The sequence below is a fragment of the Sphingomonas sp. PP-F2F-G114-C0414 genome (assembly GCF_003688595.1).
Classification (GTDB): domain Bacteria; phylum Pseudomonadota; class Alphaproteobacteria; order Sphingomonadales; family Sphingomonadaceae; genus Sphingomonas.
The window spans coordinates 213279-231657 of the sequence record NZ_RCWT01000013.1 but is presented as its reverse complement, the minus strand read 5'-3'; the positions used below and the strand labels follow the sequence as shown (position 1 = coordinate 231657).

Here is an 18379-nt window from a genome sequence, read left to right as displayed (position 1 = left end):
AAATCTATGCCGATGTCGATGCCGATGCCGAGTCCGACGATAATGCCCCCGCGCGACTTCACCGATCACGGTCCCTGCGTGGAAGAGCTGGCGCGCGAGTTCGCAAAGCAGGACGCGGCGACCAGCGAGGCGCTGATCGAGACGCTGGCGACGCAGGCGATCCGGCAATGGCGGCTCGACGACGCGACCTTCTGGCAGCGCGTGAAATTCCAGGCGCGGATGATCCGGGCAAGGCAGGGGGCGGGGAGACACTGAGCGGCAACCGATGTGATGCCCGCTGCTTTCCCCTCCCTGGAAGGGGGGGCAGGGGTGGGTCGGCTTCCGCGTAATCCGGACTGGGGTGCCATGAGCAGGCCAACCCACCCCCAACCCCTCCCTTCCAGGGAGGGGAACGTATCTGCCTATCGGCGCCGCGTTCGAGATTTAGCCACCGCTATTTCTCGTCGGTGGTCAGCTTCACCTTGTTGGGCAGCTTCTTCCCCTTGGTCCGCCGCGAGGGCAGCTGGACCGGGTTCTTCTTCTTCCACTGCGCAAACGTCATCGGCCCCTCGGGCGTGTCGATGATCGTGTCGTCGATCGAACTCATGCAAATTCCTCCACGCGGCCCAACGCATGAACGCGGCGGGAGTGGCAATCGAAGGGGTAGCCCTCGAAGGGGATGTTCATTTCATCGGGAAAAATGGTGCGGCCAAGAAGACTCGAACTTCCACGGGCTTTCGCCCACAACGACCTCAACGTTGCGCGTCTACCAGTTCCGCCATGGCCGCCCATGAAACATCACCGGGCGGACCCGGCATCTGGTAGGCGAGCGCCACTAGCAAGGGTTTGAACGCGACGCAACGGCCTTTGCGAGAAAGTCGTAGGCGAAGACCGCAAACGCCGATTCTGCTACGGTCGGCCGCCGCCGCCGGATCGTCGCGTGTCGCCGTTAGCGGGTCGACTCGCCAGCGAAGCTCAGCTCGAGCCGCTTCGAGTTCGCCGGCACGTTGAGCGTCGCCGAATTGAAATCGATCGTCCCGCCAGGGGCCAGCGTGCGCTGCTGCGGGGTGATCGTCCAGCTGTACACCAGCCGCCCCTGCGCATCGCGGAGTTCGGCGCGGATGTCGGGCACGCGTTGGCGCTGGTCCGACGGGTTGCTCACCTGGCCACTGACCGCGAACAGCTCGGAGCCGTTGTCGAGTTCGCGCCGCTCGATCGGATTGTCGCGCAGCCGCAGCGGGCTGTCGTCGGTCGCGACGCCGATGCCGAGCTTGGCGGCGACACCCGGCGCGCCGAGATAGACGATCGCGCCTGCCGCGAGCAGCATCAGCAGCCCGGCGATGACCGCGACGATCGTCCAGCGCCGCGTCGTGTTGCGGCGCGGACGGAACGGCGGCTGCTCGGCGACGGCTTGGTAGGTCGGCGCGACGAACGCGGGTTCGGGCTCGGCCTGGGCAGGCGGCGGGGTCGGTGTCGGCGCTGGAGCGACCGCCGCGAACCGCTCGGATACGTCGGCGATCGGCGCGCGGGGCAGCGGGGCAAGCGGGGCGGGCGCTGGCGGGAGCGGGGTCGATTCCGGCATGTCGACCACGGTATCGGGGGCCGCGGCGGGTCCCTGGAACCAGCTGTGCTTGCAATTGGCGCAGCGCACGGTGCGCCCCTCGGTCCCGATCGCGCTGTCGGGAACCAGATAGCGCGTGCTGCACTCGGGACATTGGAGGATCATGGATGCGCTTCACCAGCGGCCGCTGGAGCGCGACCGGTCTTGTGCCGAATAAGCACGCTGCCCGCATAGGTGGCAAGCTTGAAGCGGCGCGCGCTTTCATGCGAAAGCGCCGATACGGGCATCAAGCGGGCGAAAGCGGGCGCAACCACGTCATGGCGAATATCGTCCAATTCGAGAATGTCGGGCTTCGTTACGGCACGGAGTCAGATTCGGGACCGGACGCCGGGCCGGAGACGCTGTCGGACCTCAGCTTCACGCTGCGCAGCGGTGCGTTCTATTTCCTGACCGGCGCGAGCGGCGCGGGCAAGACCTCGCTGCTCAAGCTGCTGTATCTCGCACAGCGTCCGACGCGCGGCGTGATCCGGCTGTTCGGCGAGGATGCGGTGGTGCTGTCGCGCGATCGGTTGCCCGGTTTTCGGCGGCGGATAGGCGTGGTGTTCCAGGATTTCCGGCTCGTCCCGCATCTGTCGACCTGGGACAATATCGCGCTGCCGTTGCGCGTCGCCGGCATGCCCGAGGCGGATATTGAGCAACCGGTGCGCGAGATGCTCGCCTGGGTCGGGCTCGGCGACCGCGCCGATGCGCGCCCGGCGACGCTGTCGGGTGGCGAGCAACAGCGCGTGGCGATCGCCCGCGCCGTCATCGCCCGCCCCGAGATCCTCGTCGCGGACGAGCCGACCGGCAATGTCGATCCCGACATGGCCGAGCGGCTGCTCCATCTGTTCGAATCGCTCAACAAGCTGGGCACGACCGTGGTGGTCGCGACGCACGACTTCCACTTGCTCGGGCGGATACCCGGCGCGCAGATGATGCGGCTCGATCGCGGGCGATTGCTCGATCCGACCGGCTCGCTCCGCTATCCACCGACGCGGCCCGAATGATGCGGGTGTCGAAGGCGCGATCATCGGCCGAACGCCGCGTGCTTGACGAAGCCGGCGGCCTGCGCGCGATGACGTGGGTGATGGCGATCATGCTGTTCCTGACGATGCTCGCCGCCGCCCTTGGGCTGGCGACCGCAGGTGCGGCGCGGTTGCTCGATCGACAGTTGGCGGGGCGGTTGACGGTACAGGTCGTCGATGGCGATCCGGTGCGCCGCGACGCTGTCGCGGCGCGCGTGCTGGCGGCGCTGCGGACGATGCCGGCGGTCGCGACGGCGACGCCGGTCGATCGCGCCGAACTCACGAGATTGCTGCAACCCTGGCTCGGATCCGATGGCGCCGACCCGCAATTGCCGGTGCCGGCGATGATCGACGTCGATCTCGCCGATCACGACGAAGCGGCGGCCGTGCGGGTCGCAGCCACAGTGCGGCGCCTGAGTCCGATCGTCCGCGTCGATCGCCACGAGAGCTGGATGTCACCGGTCAACGACGTGATGCGCTCGCTGACGTTCCTCGCGCTGGCGCTGGTCCTGCTGATGGCGAGCGCGACCGCCGCGGTCGTCGTGCTCGCAGCGCGCGCGGGGCTCAAGACGCATCACGCGACGATCGCGGTGATGCACATGCTCGGCTCGACCGATCTGCAGGTCGCGCGGCTGTTCCAGCGGCGGATCGCGCTCGACGCGACGATCGGTGGTGTCGGCGGCGGCGTCACGGCGTTGCTGGTGATCGCGTTCATCGGCATCCGGTTGCACGGGCTGGGCTCCGAACTGCTCGGCGGAGTGACTCTCGGCGGAGTCGACTGGGTGGTGCTGGCGCTGCTCCCGGTCGCGTTCGTCGTTTTGGCCACGCTCGCTGCCCGCGTGACGATAGTCCGCGCGCTGAGGCATGTCCTGTGATCGTGCGGTTCCTCGGCATCCTGGGCCTCGCCTGGGCGTTCGGATTCGCAGTGTTCATGCTGCTGTTGCCCAAGCCGCTCGACGGCTTCACCTCGGATGCGATCGTCGTGCCGACGGGTGGGGCAGGGCGGATCGACCGCGGCATCGCGCTGCTCCGCGATCGTCAGGCGAAGCGGATGCTCGTGACCGGCGTCGCGCCGGGGGTGCGGCCGATCGATCTCGCATTGGAGTATCGCACCTCGCCCGCGTTGTTCGCGTGCTGCATCGATCTGGGTGCGGACGCTGTCGATACGCGGTCGAATGCCGAGGAAACGGCGCAATGGGTGCGCGTGCACAAATACCGCTCGGTGCGGCTGGTGACGTCGGACTGGCACGTCGCGCGTGCGCGGATGGAACTGGCCGCGGCGCTCGACAAGAATGTCGTGATCCTCGGCGACGGCGTGCCGGGGACGCCGCGGCTCGGGACCTTGGTCAACGAATATAACAAGTTGATCCTTCGCCGGATCGCATTGTGGATTGGATATGGCGGATGATCTGGCTGCGTAACTGGGCGTTCATGTTCGTTTTCTACACGATCTCGGTGCCGATCGTGGTGACCGTGCCGATCTCGGCGCTGTTCGGCTCGCGCGCGGTGATCGTGCATTCGACGATCTGGACGCGCTTCCACCGCTGGTGCGCGCGCGCGATCCTCGGCGTGCATATCCGCGTGGAGGGGACGCGGCCGACCGAGCCGGCATTCTACGCGTGCAAGCATCAGGCGATGTTCGAGACGCTCGAATTGCAGGCGTTGCTCGACGGCCCGGCGATCGTGCTGAAGCGCGAGCTTGCGGATATCCCGGCCTGGGGCTGGGCGGCGCGGCGCTATGGCGCGATCGTCGTCGACCGCGAGGCATCGGCGACGGCGATGCGCAGCATGATGCGCGAGGCGACCGCGGCGAAGGCTACGGGGCGCTCGATCCTGATTTTTCCGGAAGGGACGCGGGTGTCGCCGGGCGAGCATCCGCCGTTGAAGCCAGGGTTCGCCGGGCTGTATCGTGCGCTGAAGATGCCGACGGTGCCGATCGCCTGCGACAGCGGGCTGGTATGGCCGAAAAAGGGGCCGAAGCTGCCGGGGGTGATCACCTTCCGGTTCGGCGAGGTCGTGCCGCCGGGCTTGCCGCGTGAGGAGGCCGAGCAGCGAGTCCATGCGGCGATGAACGCGCTGGATTAGGTTCGAAAGGATACCCCAACCAATCCACCACCCCGGCGAAGGCCGGGGCCCAATTGGGGGACGTTTCTAATCTGCGTTGCGCGTCGTTACTCCAGCCTACCCAATTGGGCCCCGGCCTTCGCCGGGGTGGTACCGTTTAAGTAGAACGGAGGGGGTCTCAGCCGTGCGTACGCCCGAAATCCTGGACGTCGTCGTCCTGGCCCTGCTCGACGATGCTCCGCCGGATCGCCCGAGTCCGCGTGAACAGGTCGAACAGCGCATCGCCATCGCCCCAGCGGATCGCGCGCTGGAGATGGCTCAGATCTTCCGAGAATCGCTGCAACATCTCCAGCACCGCCTCGCGGTTGTTGAGGAAGATATCGCGCCACATCGTCGGGTCCGACGCCGCGATCCGCGTGAAATCGCGGAACCCGCCGGCCGAGTATTTGATGACCTCCGACTGCGTCACTTCCTCCAGATCGCCCGCGGTGCCGACGATCGTGTAGGCGATCAGATGCGGCAGATGGCTGGTGACGGCGAGCACGCGGTCGTGATGCTCGGGGGCCATCGTCTCGACCTGCGCGCCGAGCCTGCGCCAGAATTCGGAGACTCGCTCGACCGCGACCGGGTCGGCGCCCTCGGGGGGCGTGACGATGCACCAGCGATGGCGGAACAGCGTCGCGAAGCCAGCCTCCGGGCCGCTTCGCTCGGTGCCCGCGACCGGGTGCGCGGGGACGACCGTCGCGTTTGGCAATGCCTCGGTCAGCGCGCGGACGATCTCGGCCTTGCAGCTGCCGACGTCGCTGACGATCGCATCCGCCGGCAGTTCGGTCGCGAACTCGGCGGCGACCTCACCCATGATCCCGACGGGCACGCACAGGATCACGAGGTCGGCATCGATCACCGCCGCCCCCGCCGAGCCCGCAACGTCGTCGCAGAATTGCAGCCGGTCCGCGGCTTCGCGCACGGTCGCGTCTGCATCATAGCCGGTGACGCGGACGGTCGGCATCGTCGCCTGCACCGCGCGCGCTATCGACGAGCCGATCAGTCCCAGCCCGATGATCGTGACGCGCGCGAACGGGAGCATCAGGCGGCTTCGACCAGGTTGCGCAGCGCCGCGGTGACGCCGCGCGTTTCCGCCTCGGTGCCGATCGTGATGCGCAGTGCGTTGGGCAAGCCTTGGCCCGGCAGCCAGCGGACGATGTAGCCCGCGTCCATGAGCCCGTGATACGCGGCGTCGGCGGTCAGCGTGCCCTCGAACAATACTAGCACGAAGTTCGCCTTCGACGGCACCGTACGCAAACCGGCATTGCCCATCTGCCCGATCTGCTCGACGAACCAGCCGCGCCACGTGTCGTTATGCGCGCGCGTCGCGTCGACGAAACCGGTGTCGCCGATCGCGGCGACTGCCGCCGCTTGGCCTGCGGTGGTGACGTTGAACGGCGCACGGATGCGGTGCATCGCGTCGATGATCGGCGCGCAGGCATAGCCCCAGCCGATCCGCTCGGCGGCGAGGCCGTGGATCTTCGAGAAGGTCCGCGTGACGAGCACGTTCGCCTCGGTCATCGCCAGCGCGAGGCCGGCATCGTCCTCCTCGGGCGACAGATATTCGGCATAGGCCTGGTCGAGCACGAGCAGCACCGACTTCGGCAGCCCGGCATGCAACCGCGCGATTTCCGCGCGCGGCGTGAACGTGCCAGTCGGGTTGTTCGGGTTGGCGACGAACACGACGCGGGTGCGTTCGGTGACGGCGGCGAGGATCGCGTCGACGTCGGTCGCATAGTCGCGGTCGTCGACGATCACCGGCTCGGCACCGACGCGGCGCGTGGCGATTTCGTAGACCGCGAAACCGTAGCGGACGTGAATGATCTCGTCGCCGGGGCCCGCATAGGCGCCCGCGACCAGATGCAGGATCTCATCGGAGCCGGTGCCGTAGATCACGCGTGCCGGATCGAGGTCGTAATGCGCCGCCAGCGCCTCGCGCAGTTCCGCCGCGCCCGCGTCGGGATAGCGTTCCAACGTCCGGTCCGCGGCATCGAATGCGGCCTTCGCGGCGGGGCTGGTGCCGAGCGGGTTCTCGTTCGACGACAGCTTGATCACCGTGCGGCCATCGTCGGTCGTCGAGCGACCGGGCGTGTACGGCGCGATCCCCAGGATCCAGGGCTTCGGCGCGGGTGCGGGCATGATGTTTGTCATGGCGCGGGACATAGCGGGCGCGGTGGCGCGGTGGCAATCTTTGTGCGTGGGGGTGTGGGGCCGCTTGCAAGGATCGGTATCCCGCCCGTCCAGCGTCATCCTGACGAAAGTCAGGACCCAGAGCCACGGATGTCACCGCTCGTTACCCTGGGTCCTGACTTTCGTCAGGATGACGGTGTGGTTCGGACTGTCCGCGCCCGACAGTCGGGCGTCGCAGACGTAGGCGTCGGAGGGGGGGGAGGAACCTATGTGGTCGCTTACCTCCCCCTCCGTCTGGCAAGGGCCAGCCACCTCCCCCTGGCGGGGGAGGATCGAGGATGCGGCGCTGGCATTACGGCGGTAGCCTATGGTAGCGCGCGGCATGCTCGACACGCCTGCCATCGACCCCGGGACCGGCCACGACACCGACCAGCGCTTCGGCCTTGCGCGGCGCGTCACGTTGCCGGGGCCGCTGCGGCTTGACGGTGGCGTGCTGCTGTCGCCGGTCGACATCGCCTACGAGACCTACGGGACGCTCAACGCCGATGCGTCGAACGCCATCCTCATTTGCCACGCGCTGACCGGCGACCAGCACGTCGCCTCGCACCATCCGCGCACCGGCAAGCCCGGCTGGTGGACGCGGATGGTCGGCGAGGGGAAGCCGATCGATCCCGCGCGGCACTTCGTCGTCTGCGCGAATGTGCTCGGCAGTTGCATGGGGACGTCGGGGCCGGCGACAATCAATCCCGCAACCGGACGGCCGTGGGCGATGAGTTTTCCGGTCATCACGATCCGCGACATGGTGCGTGCGCAGGCGATGCTGCTCGATCATCTCGGCGTCGGCGTGCTCCACGCGGTGGTCGGCGGATCGATGGGCGGGATGCAGGCGCTGAGCTGGCCCGCGACCTTCCCCGACCGCGTGAAGGCGTGCGTCGTGATCGCGTCGACCGCGCGGCATACGGCGCAGAACATCGCGTTCCACGAGGTCGGGCGGCAGGCGGTGATGGCCGATCCGAACTGGCGTGGCGGCGAGTATCACGACGACGCCGCGCCGACCGCGGGTCTCGCGGTCGCGCGGATGGCGGCGCACATCACGTATCTGTCGGAAGCGGGGCTGACCGAGAAGTTCGGGCGGCGGCTCCAGGCGCGCGACGCGAAATCGTTCGGGTTCGACGCCGATTTTCAGGTCGAGAGCTATCTGCGCCACCAGGGGCTCGCCTTCACCGACCGGTTCGACGCGAACTCGTACCTCTACATCACGCGCGCGATGGATTATTTCGATCTCGCGGAGGAGCATGGCGGGCTGCTCGCCAACGCCTTCCGCGCGACCAAATCGCGGTTCTGCCTCGTCAGCTTCGACACCGACTGGCTCTACCCCACCGCCGAATCACGCGCGATCGTCCAGGCGCTGAACGCTGCCGGCGCGCCGGTCAGCTTCGTCGAACTGTCGAGCCCGTATGGCCATGACGCGTTCCTGCTCGAAGCGCCCGATCTAAACCGGGTCGTCGACGGCTTCCTGAGGGCCGGCCGATGACGATCATCCTGTCCGACGACGTAGGCAAGTTGCAGGTCGACCGCATCCACGGCTGGCTGGTGAGCAGTTACTGGTCGCCCGGGATCGAGCGCACGCTGGTCGAACGCGCGATCGCCGGGTCGCATTGTCTCGGCGCGTACGAGAACGAGCAGCAGGTCGGGTTCGCGCGGATGATCACCGATCACGCGACCTTCGCGTGGCTCGCCGACGTCTGGGTCGACGAGGCCGTGCGGGGACAGGGGCTCGGGCGTCGGATGGTGCGCTGGTTCCTCGATCACCCCTCGTTCGCCGGGCTGCGGCGGATCGGCCTCGTCACCGCCGATGCGCACGGCGTCTATGCGGGGCTCGGCTTCCATCCGCTGGTCCGCGCCGATCGCTACATGGAACGCCTCGCGCCGGGCCTCGCCGAGCAATTGCGGAGCGCGCCATGACGCCCCCTGTGACATTGCGTACCGACCTCGCGGTCATCGCCGAAAACGTCGCGCAAGGCAGCCGCGTGCTCGATATCGGCTGCGGCGACGGCGCGTTGATGGCGGCGTTGCGCGACACCCGCGACGTCGATGTGCGTGGCTTGGAGATCGACGCGCGCAACGTCGCCTCCGCGGTCGCGCGCGGTCTGTCGGTGATCCAGGGCGATGCGGATATCGACCTCGCCGGCTATCCCGACGCGAGCTTCGATTACGCGATCCTCAGTCAGACGTTGCAGACCGCGCGTGCGCCCGATCTGGTGCTGGATCATCTGCTGCGGATCGGTCGGCAGGCGTTCGTCAGCTTCCCCAATTTCGCGCACTGGCGCGTGAGGGGGTCGCTTCTGTGGGGCGGCCGCATGCCAGTGACGCGGCAATTGCCCGAACGCTGGTACGACACTCCGAACATCCACCACGTCACGATCGATGATTTTCGCGCCTTCGTGAAAGCGCGCGGGATCGTTGTCGAGGATGCGTGGTTCCTGTCGGGCGACAAGCGTACCGGCGCGGCGGCGGCCAACCTGTTCGCGGAACACGCCGTCTTCCTGCTGCGACGCGGAAGATAGTAAGAAAAATATACAATTTGTGTCTGAATGCTGATTCAGATCAGTATCGCAGCGGAACCGATCGTCGGGCGGCTGGTTACTCCGCCGATGACCAAGACCGCCCTCATTGTCGAAGACGAGATATTCGTCGCGCTCGACCTTGAGAGAATCCTCGTCGATGCCGGATACGATGTGGCGGGAATTGCGGCCGATCGCGACAGCGCGATCGCGGCGGCCCCAGGATGCAGCTTCGCGTTCGTCGACATCAATCTGCGCGACGGACCGACCGGGCCGGAAATCGCCAGGCGGATGGCGCGGGAGTACGGCGTCAAGGTCGTGTTCGTAACCGCCAACCCGTCGCAGATCGGCGATGCGGAATGCCTCGGCTATATCCGCAAGCCGTTCAGCGACGCGGCGATCCTGGCTGCAGCGGCGTTAGCGTGCGAGGAAGAGGCGATCGCCCACGACGACGTGATCCGGGTCGTCAGCGGCTGAACGCAGGCTTCGGAATAGTCAGTTCGACGACCAGGCCGGTGTCGTTCCAGATCCGGTTCACCGTGCCGCCCAGCTGACGCACGGCGCTCATTTCGATCAGCTGCGTGCCGAAGCCGGCAGGCATAGTCGGCTTGGTCACAGCCGGGCCGCCCACTTCCCGCCAATGCAACGTTACCGAATCATCGTTCGCTGCAATCGTAATCCGGACCGTGCCGAGCTCGGTCGCGAGCGCGCCGTACTTGGTCGCATTGGTGGCAAGCTCGTGGAACAGCAGGGCGAGCGGCGTGGCGGAGCGATCGTCGATCGTCACGTCGTCGCCGGTGACGCTGAGGCGTGCGCCGTCGATCCGCTGATACGGCTCGAACAATTCCTGCAACAGCCCGTGCAGGCTGTTCTGCGCGGCGGCCGGACGCGAGTTGGCACTATGCGGGCGGACGAAATCATGCGCGCGGCCGAGCGCGTTGATGCGGTGACGCAGGTCGGTCGCGATCCCCATGAACTCGGGCTTCCCCCGCGCGGAAAACGCGATCAGCCCGGCGATCACCGCGAAGATGTTCTTGATGCGGTGGCTCAGCTCCTGGCTGATGATCTCGCGCTCCTCATAGGCGAGCTTCTGTTCGTGGATGTCGGTGCACGTCCCGAACCAGCGCTGGATCGCGCCGCTTTCGTCACGCACCGGCAGCGCGCGGCCGAGCACCCAGCGATACGTGCCGTCGAAATGTCGCAGCCGGTATTCGATATTGTACGGCTCGCCGGAGTCGAGCGACTGGCGCCAGACCGCCCAGGCGCGATCCTGGTCCTCGGGGTGGAACATGTCGTTCCAGCCTTCGCCGTCGGTCGTCCCCACGGGCGTGCCGGTGAACTCGTACCAGCGCGCGTTGAAATAGTCGTGGAAGCCGTCGGGCAGCGTCGACCACACCATCTGCGGCATCGTGTCCGCGAGCGTGCGGAACTTCAGGTCGCTCGCCTCCAACGTACGGCGCGCCTCGGCGTCGGCCATCGCCTGCTCGCGCGCCGACCGACGATCGTCGAGCCGCCCCATCGCCGCCTTCGCCAACAGCGTCATGCCGTCGCGCTGGAACCGGGTGAGCCCCTCGCGCGGACGGGGTGCCAGCACGCAGAGCGCACCCAGCGGCACGCCTTCGCTGGAGACCAGCGGCGCACCCGCGTAGAACCGCACATAGGGCGGCCCGGTCACCAGCGCGTTGTCGACGAAGCGCGGGTCCTCCAGCGTATCCGCCACCTCCATCACCTCGTGATGATGCATGGCGTGCGCGCAGAACGACATGCTGCGCGGCGTCTGCTCGAGGTCGGTGCCGGTGCGCGACAGGAAGCGCTGATACTCGTCCTCGACGAGGCTCAGCAACGCGACCGGCGCGGCGCACAACTCGGCAGCGAACGCCACGATGTCGTCTAGCTGGCCCTTCGCACGCGCGCCCGCGACGTCGTACGCCGCGATGACACGCGAGCGCTCGGCCTCGTCGAACACGGCGGTCGCGGGGACGGAATCCAGCGTCGTCACGGAGATCAGAACGGCACGTCGTCGTCGAGATCGTCCGAGAAGCCACCGGTCTGGCCGAAGCTGCCGCCGCGTGCGCCGCCACCGCTACCGCCACCCGAGGGTGCGCTGCCGCCACGACCACCGCCGCCGCCGTAACCGCCGCCGCCGCCCGACGAACCACCGCCGAAGTCGTTGCCGCCACCACCGCCGGCCCAGTCGTCGCCACCGCCGCGGCTACCACCGCCGCCGCCTGCACCCCCGCCTGCGCCGCCATTCGGACCGTCGAGCATCGTCAGCACGCTGTTGAAGCCCTGCAGCACGATCTCGGTCGAATACTTGTCCTGGCCCTGCGCGTCCTGCCACTTCCGGGTCTGGAGCGCGCCCTCGATATAGACCTTCGAGCCCTTGCGGAGATACTTCTCGGCGACGTTCGCGAGACCTTCGTTGAAGATCGCGACCGAATGCCATTCGGTCTTTTCCTTGCGCTCGCCCGACATCTTGTCCTTCCAGGACTCGGATGTCGCGATACGCAGGTTGACGACCTTGCCGCCGTTCTGGAACGCCTTGCTCTCCGGGTCGCGACCCAGATTGCCGACGATGATGACCTTGTTGACGCTGCCTGCCATGATGCCCCTCAGAGGCCGGCGAACACCGCCAGCCAGTATGTAATGCCAGCCATGATGTAGGCGGCGGCGAACAAATAGCCAACCATGAAGGCGGGCCATTTCCACCCATTGGTCTCGCGACGCGTGACGGCGATCGTCGAAATGCACTGCGGCGCGAACACGAACCACATCAGGAAGGCGAGTGCGGTCGGCAGGCTCCAGCGGCCGCGGAGGTTCTCGATCATCGCCTTGCCGCCCTGGTTGCTGGCCGGATCGTCGATCGCATAGACCGTACCGATCGCCGCGACGGCGACTTCGCGCGCGGCCATAGCCGGGATCAGCGCGAGGACGATGTCGCGGTTGAAGCCGATCGGCGCGAATACAGGGGCAATGCCGTTGGCGATACGACCGGCGACCGAATAATCGACCGCGGAGATCTTCGGCGCGCCGGCGGGCTGCTCGGGTGGCTTGGGAAAGCTCAGCAGCACCCACAGGATGATCGTCGAGGTCAGGATGATCCCGCCGGCGCGCTTCAGGAAGATCTGCGCGCGACTCCAAAGCCCGATGGCGACGTCGCGCCACTGCGGCCACTGGTATTTCGGCATCTCCATCATGAAGCCCGACGACACGCCCTTGGTCACCGTCCGGCGCAGCACCAGCGCGGCGACGAACGCACCGGCGATGCCCATCACGTACAGGCCGAGCATGACGAGGCCCTGCAACCCGACGAACGGCAGCACCTGCGTATTGGGGATGAACGCGCCGATGATCAGCGTGTAGACCGGAAGGCGCGCAGAGCACGTCATCAGCGGCGCGATCAGGATCGTGGTCAGCCGGTCCTTCTCGTCGTCGATCGTCCGCGTCGCCATGATGCCCGGAATCGCGCAGGCGAAGCTCGATAGCAAAGGGATGAACGCGCGGCCCGACAGCCCGACGCTCGCCATCACGCGGTCCATCAGGAACGCCGCGCGGACCATGTAGCCGCTGGCTTCGAGGACGAGGATGAAGAGGAACAGGATCAGGATCTGCGGCAGGAATACGATCACCGCACCGACACCGGCGATCACGCCGTCGACAAGCAGCGAGCGGAGCAGCGAATCCGGCAGTTCGGCGGTCAGGAACCCCTGCAACGCGGTGAAGCCCGCATCGATCGCGTCCATGAACGGCTGTGCCCAGCTGAACACCGCCTGGAACATCAGGAACATGATCGCGAGCAACAGGATCGGTCCGGCGACCGGGTGCAGCGCGACCGCGTCGAGCATGTGCGTCCAGCGACGGACCTGCGTCTCGGATACGGTCGCGGACGTGGCGATCTGGCGCGCGCGGCGCTGGAGCGTGACGATGTCGTCCTGCACGCTTCCGTCGGATTTGCGGAGGCGCATCGGGCCGTTGACGACGATGCTTGAGAGCGCGGCCTTCAACTCGTCGAGGCCGCGCTTGCGCACCGCGACGGTCGGGATCACCGGCACGCCGAGTTCGCGCTCGAGCACCTTGGGATCGAGCTTCAGCCCGTCGCGCTCGGCGAGATCGACCATGTTGAGCGCGACCACGACCGGCAGGCCGAGCGCGATCAGCTGGAGCGTGAAGCGGAGATGGTTGTCGAGATTGGCGGCATCGACGACGACGACCAGGGCGTCGGGAAGGCGCTCGCCGTCCTGCGTGCCGGTGACGACGTCGCGCGTGACGCGCTCGTCGGGGGAGGAGGGTTCGAGACTGTATGCCCCGGGCAGGTCGACCAACTCTACGGGCCGGCCGTCGTCGAGCATCAGCCGCCCGACCTTCCGCTCGACCGTGACGCCGGGATAATTGCCGACCTTCTGGCGCGCACCCGTCAGCGCATTGAACAGCGCGCTCTTGCCGGCATTGGGATTGCCGACCAGCGCAACCAGCGGTGCTGCGTTCATTTTAAAGGATTATTCGGCCGCGGCAGGCATCGGAGAGACATGGATCGCGCCGGCGACCGCACGGCGGAGCGCGACGGTCATGCGACCGATCCGGCAGGCGATCGGGCCTTGGCCCAACGTCGCGCGGTGCAGCACCTCGACATCGACACCTTCGTCGAAGCCCAGTTCGCGGAGGCGACGCGCCTCAGGCCCCGCGAGCCGCGCCCATTCGATCGCGGCGACGATCGCATGCTGCTTGCGAGGCAGCGTTTCGAGGCTGACGGAACGATCGGGGCGAGTGTCCATGATGCGACTGATTATCAGTAACGCCCGGGGAAGGGAAGCCCAAAGCCGATCAACTGACCGATAACGCTCCGTCATCCTGACGAAAAGTGCATGACCAAGCTCAAGCAACACCCAATCGTCATTCCCGCGCAGGCGGGAACCCATACTGGCAAGCCTCACGACCCGCTCGCCGACGTTCGAGTTTATGGGTCCCCGCCTCCGCGGGGATGACGGCAAATGCAGTGAGACGCGGCCCGATCAGGCAGTCGGATAGCGCAAGCGGCCGACGAATCGCGACAGGCTGAAACCGTGCTCAGTGCGCTTGAGAAACCCGGCCTTGGCCTTCTCGAACTGCATGATCCCGTCGATGCGACGACCGAGGAACGCGCGGGTGTCGGCGAGGCCTTCGCTCTCGTCGTCGAGAAACACCGTGATCGTCGACGCATACACGCCGAGCAGGATGGTCCGCTTGGTGTAGTAATTATAGTCGGTCGCGACGTCGCCGGCCGCGCGCCAGATCGTGTCGACCGTCCGCCAGCCGAGCCGCGTCGCCTTCGCCAGATTTTGCGGGAGCGCGAGGATCGCCAGCGCGCGCCGCAGCGACTCGCGATCGATCGACGTCGCGTCGAGCCGCGCCTCGACCAGCGCGGTGATCTTTTCGCGGACCTTCATCAGCGCGAGCCGCTCGGGCGGGACCGTGGTCAGCATCACGCCATCGATATGCGCGAACCACGCGTCGATCATGTCGACCGGACCGTCCTTGAACGCGAGCGCGGCGATGTCGGTGTCGATTCCCTCGGCCTGCGCGGCCATGTCGCGCGCGGCGTCGCTCCAGCCGTCGAACGCCGCGTTGGCAGCAATGCCGGGGGCGAGCTTTGCGCGGATTTCGTCAAGCGTAAGGTCCTGGGTCATACCGTCTCCTGCCGTTCAAAATCAGGCGTATCAAGCGTGTCTTCAAGGGGTGGCGACACTTCCGGGGGAGGTCCTCGGCGGACGAGCACCAGCGCGACCGCCACCATCACGACACCGACCAGATCCGCCGCGCCGAGCCGCTCGCCGTACACCAGCCAGCCGACCACGCCGGCCACCACCGGCTGGATCAGCAACGCGATGCCGATCACCAGCGGCGTGAACCGCCCGAGCGCATAGATCATCAGCCCTTGCCCGAGCACCTGGCTGCAAAGGGCAAGCCCGATCAGCGGCCCCCAATGCGCGGGCAGCACGCGCTCGCCCATCGCCAGCGCGAATACGAGCATCGGCACGATCCCCGCCAGCGTCGCCAGCGTCAGCGCGGACATCGGCGCCAGCGTCGCCCGTGCTCGCGCCATCAGGACGAAATAGATCGTGTAGAGCAGCCCCGCGAGCAGGCAGAACAGATCGCCCGCCAGGTTCTTCGCATCGAGCTGATACGACCGCCCGAGCAGCAACGCGCCGCCCGCCGCCGCCAATGCGAGCGCGAACCCTTGCGTTCGCGTCGGCCAACTGCGGGCGATCAGGAACCCGTAGATCGGGAAGATCAGCGTCGCGACATTGCCGAACAGCGTCGCGTTGGCGAGCGTCGTGCGCAGGATGCCGAGATGCCACGTGCCGAGATCGGCCGCGAAGCACACCCCGCCCGCGAGCAGCCCCGCCCACAATTTCCACCCGAGCCGCATCGGTCGCGCGCCCTGCTGGACCGCGAGCACGATCAGGAACGGTACCGCCAGCGTCAGCCGCCAGAACCCCGCAGCCACCGGCCCGACCTCGGTCGCGCGCACGAACCACGGCCCGAACGCCAGCGCGACGTTCGCCACCAGAAGCGCCGCAAAGGCGATAAGTCCCGGCGCGGCAACACTTTGCGCAACCGGCGTCAAACCGTGCGGCGTATCGGGCACGCTAGATAATCTTTGCGGGTCGGGGCGATGCATGCCGCGCTGTAGCCTCCTATCTTCCGCCCGTCAGGCCAATAAGGAGCCCCCATGCCTAGCCTTTTCGATCCGATTACCCTTGGTGCCGTCGACGCGCCGAACCGCATCATCATGGCGCCGCTCACCCGCGGGCGTGCCGACAGGGATGCGGTGCCGACCGACATCATGGTCGAATATTACACGCAGCGTGCGAGCGCCGGCCTGATCATCTCGGAAGCCACCGGCATCAGCCGCGAAGGTCTCGGCTGGCCGTTCGCGCCGGGTCTGTGGACCGATGCGCAGGTCGCCGCCTGGAAGCCCGTCACCGACTCGGTGCATGCCGCTGGCGGCCGGATCGTCGCGCAGCTGTGGCACATGGGTCGCCAGGGTCATTCGTCGGTGTACGAGACGCAGCCCGTGTCGTCGTCGGCAACCGCGACCGAAGGCCAGGCGCACACGTTCGAGGGCAAGAAGGACTTCGAGGTCGCACGTCCGCTCGAGACCAACGAGATTCCGCGCCTGCTGAACGATTACGAGCTGGCGACCAAGAACGCACTCGCGGCCGGCTTTGACGGCGTGCAGATCCACGCAGCCAATGGCTATCTGATCGACCAGTTCCTGCGCGACAACGCCAATTTCCGCACCGACGAATATGGTGGCTCGATCGAGAACCGCGTCCGCCTGCTCCGCGAAGTCGCCGAGCGCGTGATCTCGGTCGCAGGGGCTGACCGTGTCAGCGTCCGCCTGTCGCCCAACGGCGATTCGCAGGGTGTCGACGACAGCAACCCCGAGGCGCTGTTCACTGCCGCTGCCAAGGCGCTGTCCGATCTCGGCATCGCGTTCCTCGAACTGCGCGAGCCCGGCCCCGATGGTACGTTCGGCAAGACCGACGTGCCGAAGCTCAGCCCGGCGATCCGGAAAGTCTTCAAGGGCGTGCTGATCGTCAACTCGGACTACACGACGGTCGAGGAGGCGCAGGCCGAGCTCGATTCGGGCAATGCCGACGCGATCACCTTCGGCCGCACGTTCATCGCCAACCCCGACCTGCCCGAGCGCCTGCGTGCCGGCGCACCGCTGGCGAAGGACGACGCGAAGACGTGGTATAGCCAAGGCCCCGAGGGCTATATCGACTACCCCGCGCTCGAGACTGCCAACGCGTAAGCGGTGAAGGCGGATCGACATCGAGCGTTGATCCGCCCGGATTGCCCAAACCACCCCGTCACCTCGGGCTTGTTCCGGTGCCCACTGCTCCGCACGATCGATCCCATCGATTTTGCGGAAGGGTGGATGCCGGAACAAGCCCGGCATGACGAAGCTGGTTGCTCGCCATTCAATGTGATCCTCGGCCTAGTCACCCGCGCCGCCATCGCTTAGCAGCGCGCTTCCGCGTCGCTGGTGGCGCACCGGTGACGACAGGATATCTAATGACCGACGGCTGGCCGAGCGGCGGCAGGGGAACAGGGCCGCTCATGCCCGGCACCGCCGACCGGGCCGCAAAGCGCGCGGAGGAGCGTGCCAACGGCCGCGAGCAGCGCGCGAAGGAGCGGCTTGCCGCGTCCGAACAACGATCAGAGTCGCGCGCCGCCCAGCGTGATCTCCAGACCCAGGAGCGCGAACGCGCCCGCGAGACGCGTCGGATCGAGGAGGATCAGCGGATCAAGGCACGGCTCGATGCACCGCCGACCAACGATATCGAGGCACTGAAGATTTCCAAACGCCGCCGCTCGGGCGCGCTCGCGCGCAGTGGCGCGGAATCCAAGACCGACCGCGACACCCGTAGCTACAAGACCATCGTCGACACCGCGCGTATCCGCACGCTCGCCGATCGCGGCGCGTCGGTGGCGGGGCTTGCCGGCGCGTTCGGCATCACGATCGAAGAGGTCGAGGCGGCGTTGCTGGAAACGACCTCACAGGACTAGGAGTCAGGTGGCGGTACGATCCCCGGCCAGCCACGCCTTGGCCTCGTCGATATCAAGGAACGTCCGGCAGTTCTCCGCCTTCAGATAGCGTTCGGTCTGGAGCTTCGCCAAATGCGACGCGACCACCGCCGCGATCGGTGCCGACGTCACTTTGAGCGCCTTGGGCATCATCGCCTCCAGCGCATCGACGACTTTCAAGGGCTGGATCGCCGCCTTGCGCAGGTCGGCCAGCACGACGAACCGGCCATGATACAGTCGTGCAGCCGTGCCGCGCGCGAGCAGCTCGGCGGAGAATGCCGCAGTGGTCGCAACCGACCAGAACCCTTCGGTGACGATGGTGAGCGTCTTGCTCGGAACGTCGAAGGTGATCGTGTACATATTCATCTCCGGTAACGCCGGTACCTTAACGATATGTT

At 67.1% G+C, this 18379-nt stretch carries 23 protein-coding genes and 1 tRNA gene; 11 read left to right on the top strand and 13 right to left on the bottom strand.

The genetic code is table 11. The features are described from left to right. Window positions 1-6: 6 nt before the first annotated feature. Window positions 7-255, top strand: coding sequence for a hypothetical protein (locus C8J47_RS15705; RefSeq protein WP_056053760.1), 249 nt, complete (start codon window positions 7-9; stop codon window positions 253-255). Between the two features lie 178 nt (window positions 256-433). Here C8J47_RS15705 and C8J47_RS19245 read toward each other — a convergent pair whose 3' ends face one another. From C8J47_RS19245 to C8J47_RS19240, 4 genes are all read right to left on the bottom strand, one after another. Further along, the gene (locus tag C8J47_RS19245; protein ID WP_165886441.1) at window positions 434-586 is read right to left on the bottom strand and encodes a hypothetical protein; all 153 of its coding nucleotides are present in this window, start codon (window positions 584-586) and stop codon (window positions 434-436) included. Window positions 587-680: 94 nt separating this feature from the next. Next, window positions 681-767 (bottom strand) — tRNA-Leu (locus tag C8J47_RS15700). A 161-nt stretch (window positions 768-928) separates the two neighbouring features. Continuing rightward, a complete protein-coding gene (locus tag C8J47_RS15695) occupies window positions 929-1705 on the bottom strand; it encodes an MJ0042-type zinc finger domain-containing protein (RefSeq protein WP_121886454.1) in 777 nt (258 codons plus the stop codon). Beyond that, complete coding sequence (locus C8J47_RS19240; RefSeq protein ID WP_183129136.1) at window positions 1702-1875, bottom strand: hypothetical protein; 174 nt, start codon at window positions 1873-1875, stop codon at window positions 1702-1704. Before C8J47_RS19240 ends, C8J47_RS15695 begins: the two co-directional genes overlap by 4 nt. Between C8J47_RS19240 and ftsE the strand changes: the two genes are divergently transcribed. From ftsE to C8J47_RS15675, 4 genes are read left to right on the top strand one after another with little or no spacing between them, the layout of a single operon-like run. Then, a complete protein-coding gene (ftsE, locus tag C8J47_RS15690) occupies window positions 1858-2586 on the top strand; it encodes a cell division ATP-binding protein FtsE (protein WP_056054749.1) in 729 nt (242 codons plus the stop codon). The genes C8J47_RS19240 and ftsE overlap by 18 nt on opposite strands. Beyond that, window positions 2586-3479 (top strand): permease, encoded by an 894-nt coding sequence (locus tag C8J47_RS15685; RefSeq protein WP_121886528.1) that lies wholly within the window; start codon window positions 2586-2588, stop codon window positions 3477-3479. The genes ftsE and C8J47_RS15685 overlap by 1 nt, the downstream gene beginning before the upstream one ends. Then, entirely contained in the window at window positions 3476-4012 is a 537-nt protein-coding gene (locus tag C8J47_RS15680; RefSeq protein ID WP_121886453.1) for a YdcF family protein, read from the top strand. The genes C8J47_RS15685 and C8J47_RS15680 overlap by 4 nt, the downstream gene beginning before the upstream one ends. Next, window positions 4009-4689, top strand: a complete 681-nt coding sequence (locus C8J47_RS15675; RefSeq protein WP_121886452.1) for a 1-acyl-sn-glycerol-3-phosphate acyltransferase — start codon at window positions 4009-4011, stop codon at window positions 4687-4689. Before C8J47_RS15680 ends, C8J47_RS15675 begins: the two co-directional genes overlap by 4 nt. A gap of 157 nt (window positions 4690-4846) precedes the next feature. On the opposite strand, the gene C8J47_RS15670 is transcribed toward C8J47_RS15675, so the two are convergent. Both C8J47_RS15670 and hisC read right to left on the bottom strand, forming a co-directional pair. Next, on the bottom strand, window positions 4847-5755 hold the full coding sequence (locus tag C8J47_RS15670) for a prephenate/arogenate dehydrogenase family protein (protein WP_121886451.1): 909 nt from the start codon (window positions 5753-5755) through the stop codon (window positions 4847-4849). Further along, window positions 5755-6852, bottom strand: a complete 1098-nt coding sequence (hisC, locus tag C8J47_RS15665) for a histidinol-phosphate transaminase (protein ID WP_121886450.1) — start codon at window positions 6850-6852, stop codon at window positions 5755-5757. The genes C8J47_RS15670 and hisC overlap by 1 nt, the downstream gene beginning before the upstream one ends. Window positions 6853-7225: 373 nt before the next feature. Between hisC and C8J47_RS15655 the strand changes: the two genes are divergently transcribed. From C8J47_RS15655 to C8J47_RS15640, 4 genes are all read left to right on the top strand, one after another. Next, a complete protein-coding gene (locus C8J47_RS15655; protein WP_107963528.1) occupies window positions 7226-8377 on the top strand; it encodes a homoserine O-acetyltransferase in 1152 nt (383 codons plus the stop codon). Continuing rightward, a complete protein-coding gene (locus C8J47_RS15650; protein WP_121886448.1) occupies window positions 8374-8808 on the top strand; it encodes a GNAT family N-acetyltransferase in 435 nt (144 codons plus the stop codon). Before C8J47_RS15655 ends, C8J47_RS15650 begins: the two co-directional genes overlap by 4 nt. Beyond that, entirely contained in the window at window positions 8805-9410 is a 606-nt protein-coding gene (gene metW, locus C8J47_RS15645) for a methionine biosynthesis protein MetW (RefSeq protein ID WP_259467596.1), read from the top strand. The genes C8J47_RS15650 and metW overlap by 4 nt, the downstream gene beginning before the upstream one ends. Before the next feature lie 87 nt (window positions 9411-9497). Continuing rightward, entirely contained in the window at window positions 9498-9884 is a 387-nt protein-coding gene (locus C8J47_RS15640; protein ID WP_060526092.1) for a response regulator, read from the top strand. Here the strand turns inward: C8J47_RS15640 and C8J47_RS15635 are convergent. From C8J47_RS15635 to C8J47_RS15610, 6 genes are all read right to left on the bottom strand, one after another. Continuing rightward, window positions 9874-11406: a sensor histidine kinase gene (locus tag C8J47_RS15635; protein WP_259467595.1), complete on the bottom strand. Its 1533-nt coding sequence runs from the start codon at window positions 11404-11406 to the stop codon at window positions 9874-9876. The two genes, C8J47_RS15640 and C8J47_RS15635, sit on opposite strands and share 11 nt — an antisense overlap. A gap of 5 nt (window positions 11407-11411) precedes the next feature. After that, complete coding sequence (ssb, locus tag C8J47_RS15630) at window positions 11412-12011, bottom strand: single-stranded DNA-binding protein (protein WP_056053734.1); 600 nt, start codon at window positions 12009-12011, stop codon at window positions 11412-11414. An 8-nt stretch (window positions 12012-12019) separates the two neighbouring features. After that, entirely contained in the window at window positions 12020-13894 is a 1875-nt protein-coding gene (locus C8J47_RS15625; RefSeq protein ID WP_121886446.1) for a ferrous iron transporter B, read from the bottom strand. Between the two features lie 9 nt (window positions 13895-13903). After that, window positions 13904-14179, bottom strand: coding sequence for a FeoA family protein (locus C8J47_RS15620; protein ID WP_060526089.1), 276 nt, complete (start codon window positions 14177-14179; stop codon window positions 13904-13906). A 237-nt stretch (window positions 14180-14416) separates the two neighbouring features. Continuing rightward, complete coding sequence (locus C8J47_RS15615) at window positions 14417-15070, bottom strand: COQ9 family protein (RefSeq protein WP_121886445.1); 654 nt, start codon at window positions 15068-15070, stop codon at window positions 14417-14419. Next, window positions 15067-16065, bottom strand: coding sequence for a DMT family transporter (locus C8J47_RS15610; protein WP_121886444.1), 999 nt, complete (start codon window positions 16063-16065; stop codon window positions 15067-15069). The genes C8J47_RS15615 and C8J47_RS15610 overlap by 4 nt, the downstream gene beginning before the upstream one ends. Window positions 16066-16116: 51 nt before the next feature. On the opposite strand from C8J47_RS15610, the gene C8J47_RS15605 reads away from it, so the two are divergent. Both C8J47_RS15605 and C8J47_RS15600 read left to right on the top strand, forming a co-directional pair. Next, window positions 16117-17205, top strand: a complete 1089-nt coding sequence (locus tag C8J47_RS15605) for an alkene reductase (RefSeq protein ID WP_121886443.1) — start codon at window positions 16117-16119, stop codon at window positions 17203-17205. A 263-nt stretch (window positions 17206-17468) separates the two neighbouring features. Beyond that, the gene (locus C8J47_RS15600) at window positions 17469-17963 is read left to right on the top strand and encodes a hypothetical protein (protein WP_259467593.1); all 495 of its coding nucleotides are present in this window, start codon (window positions 17469-17471) and stop codon (window positions 17961-17963) included. A 3-nt stretch (window positions 17964-17966) separates the two neighbouring features. Here the strand turns inward: C8J47_RS15600 and C8J47_RS15595 are convergent, their stop codons facing one another. Next, window positions 17967-18341, bottom strand: coding sequence for a hypothetical protein (locus tag C8J47_RS15595; RefSeq protein ID WP_056053716.1), 375 nt, complete (start codon window positions 18339-18341; stop codon window positions 17967-17969). Window positions 18342-18379 lie beyond the last annotated feature (38 nt).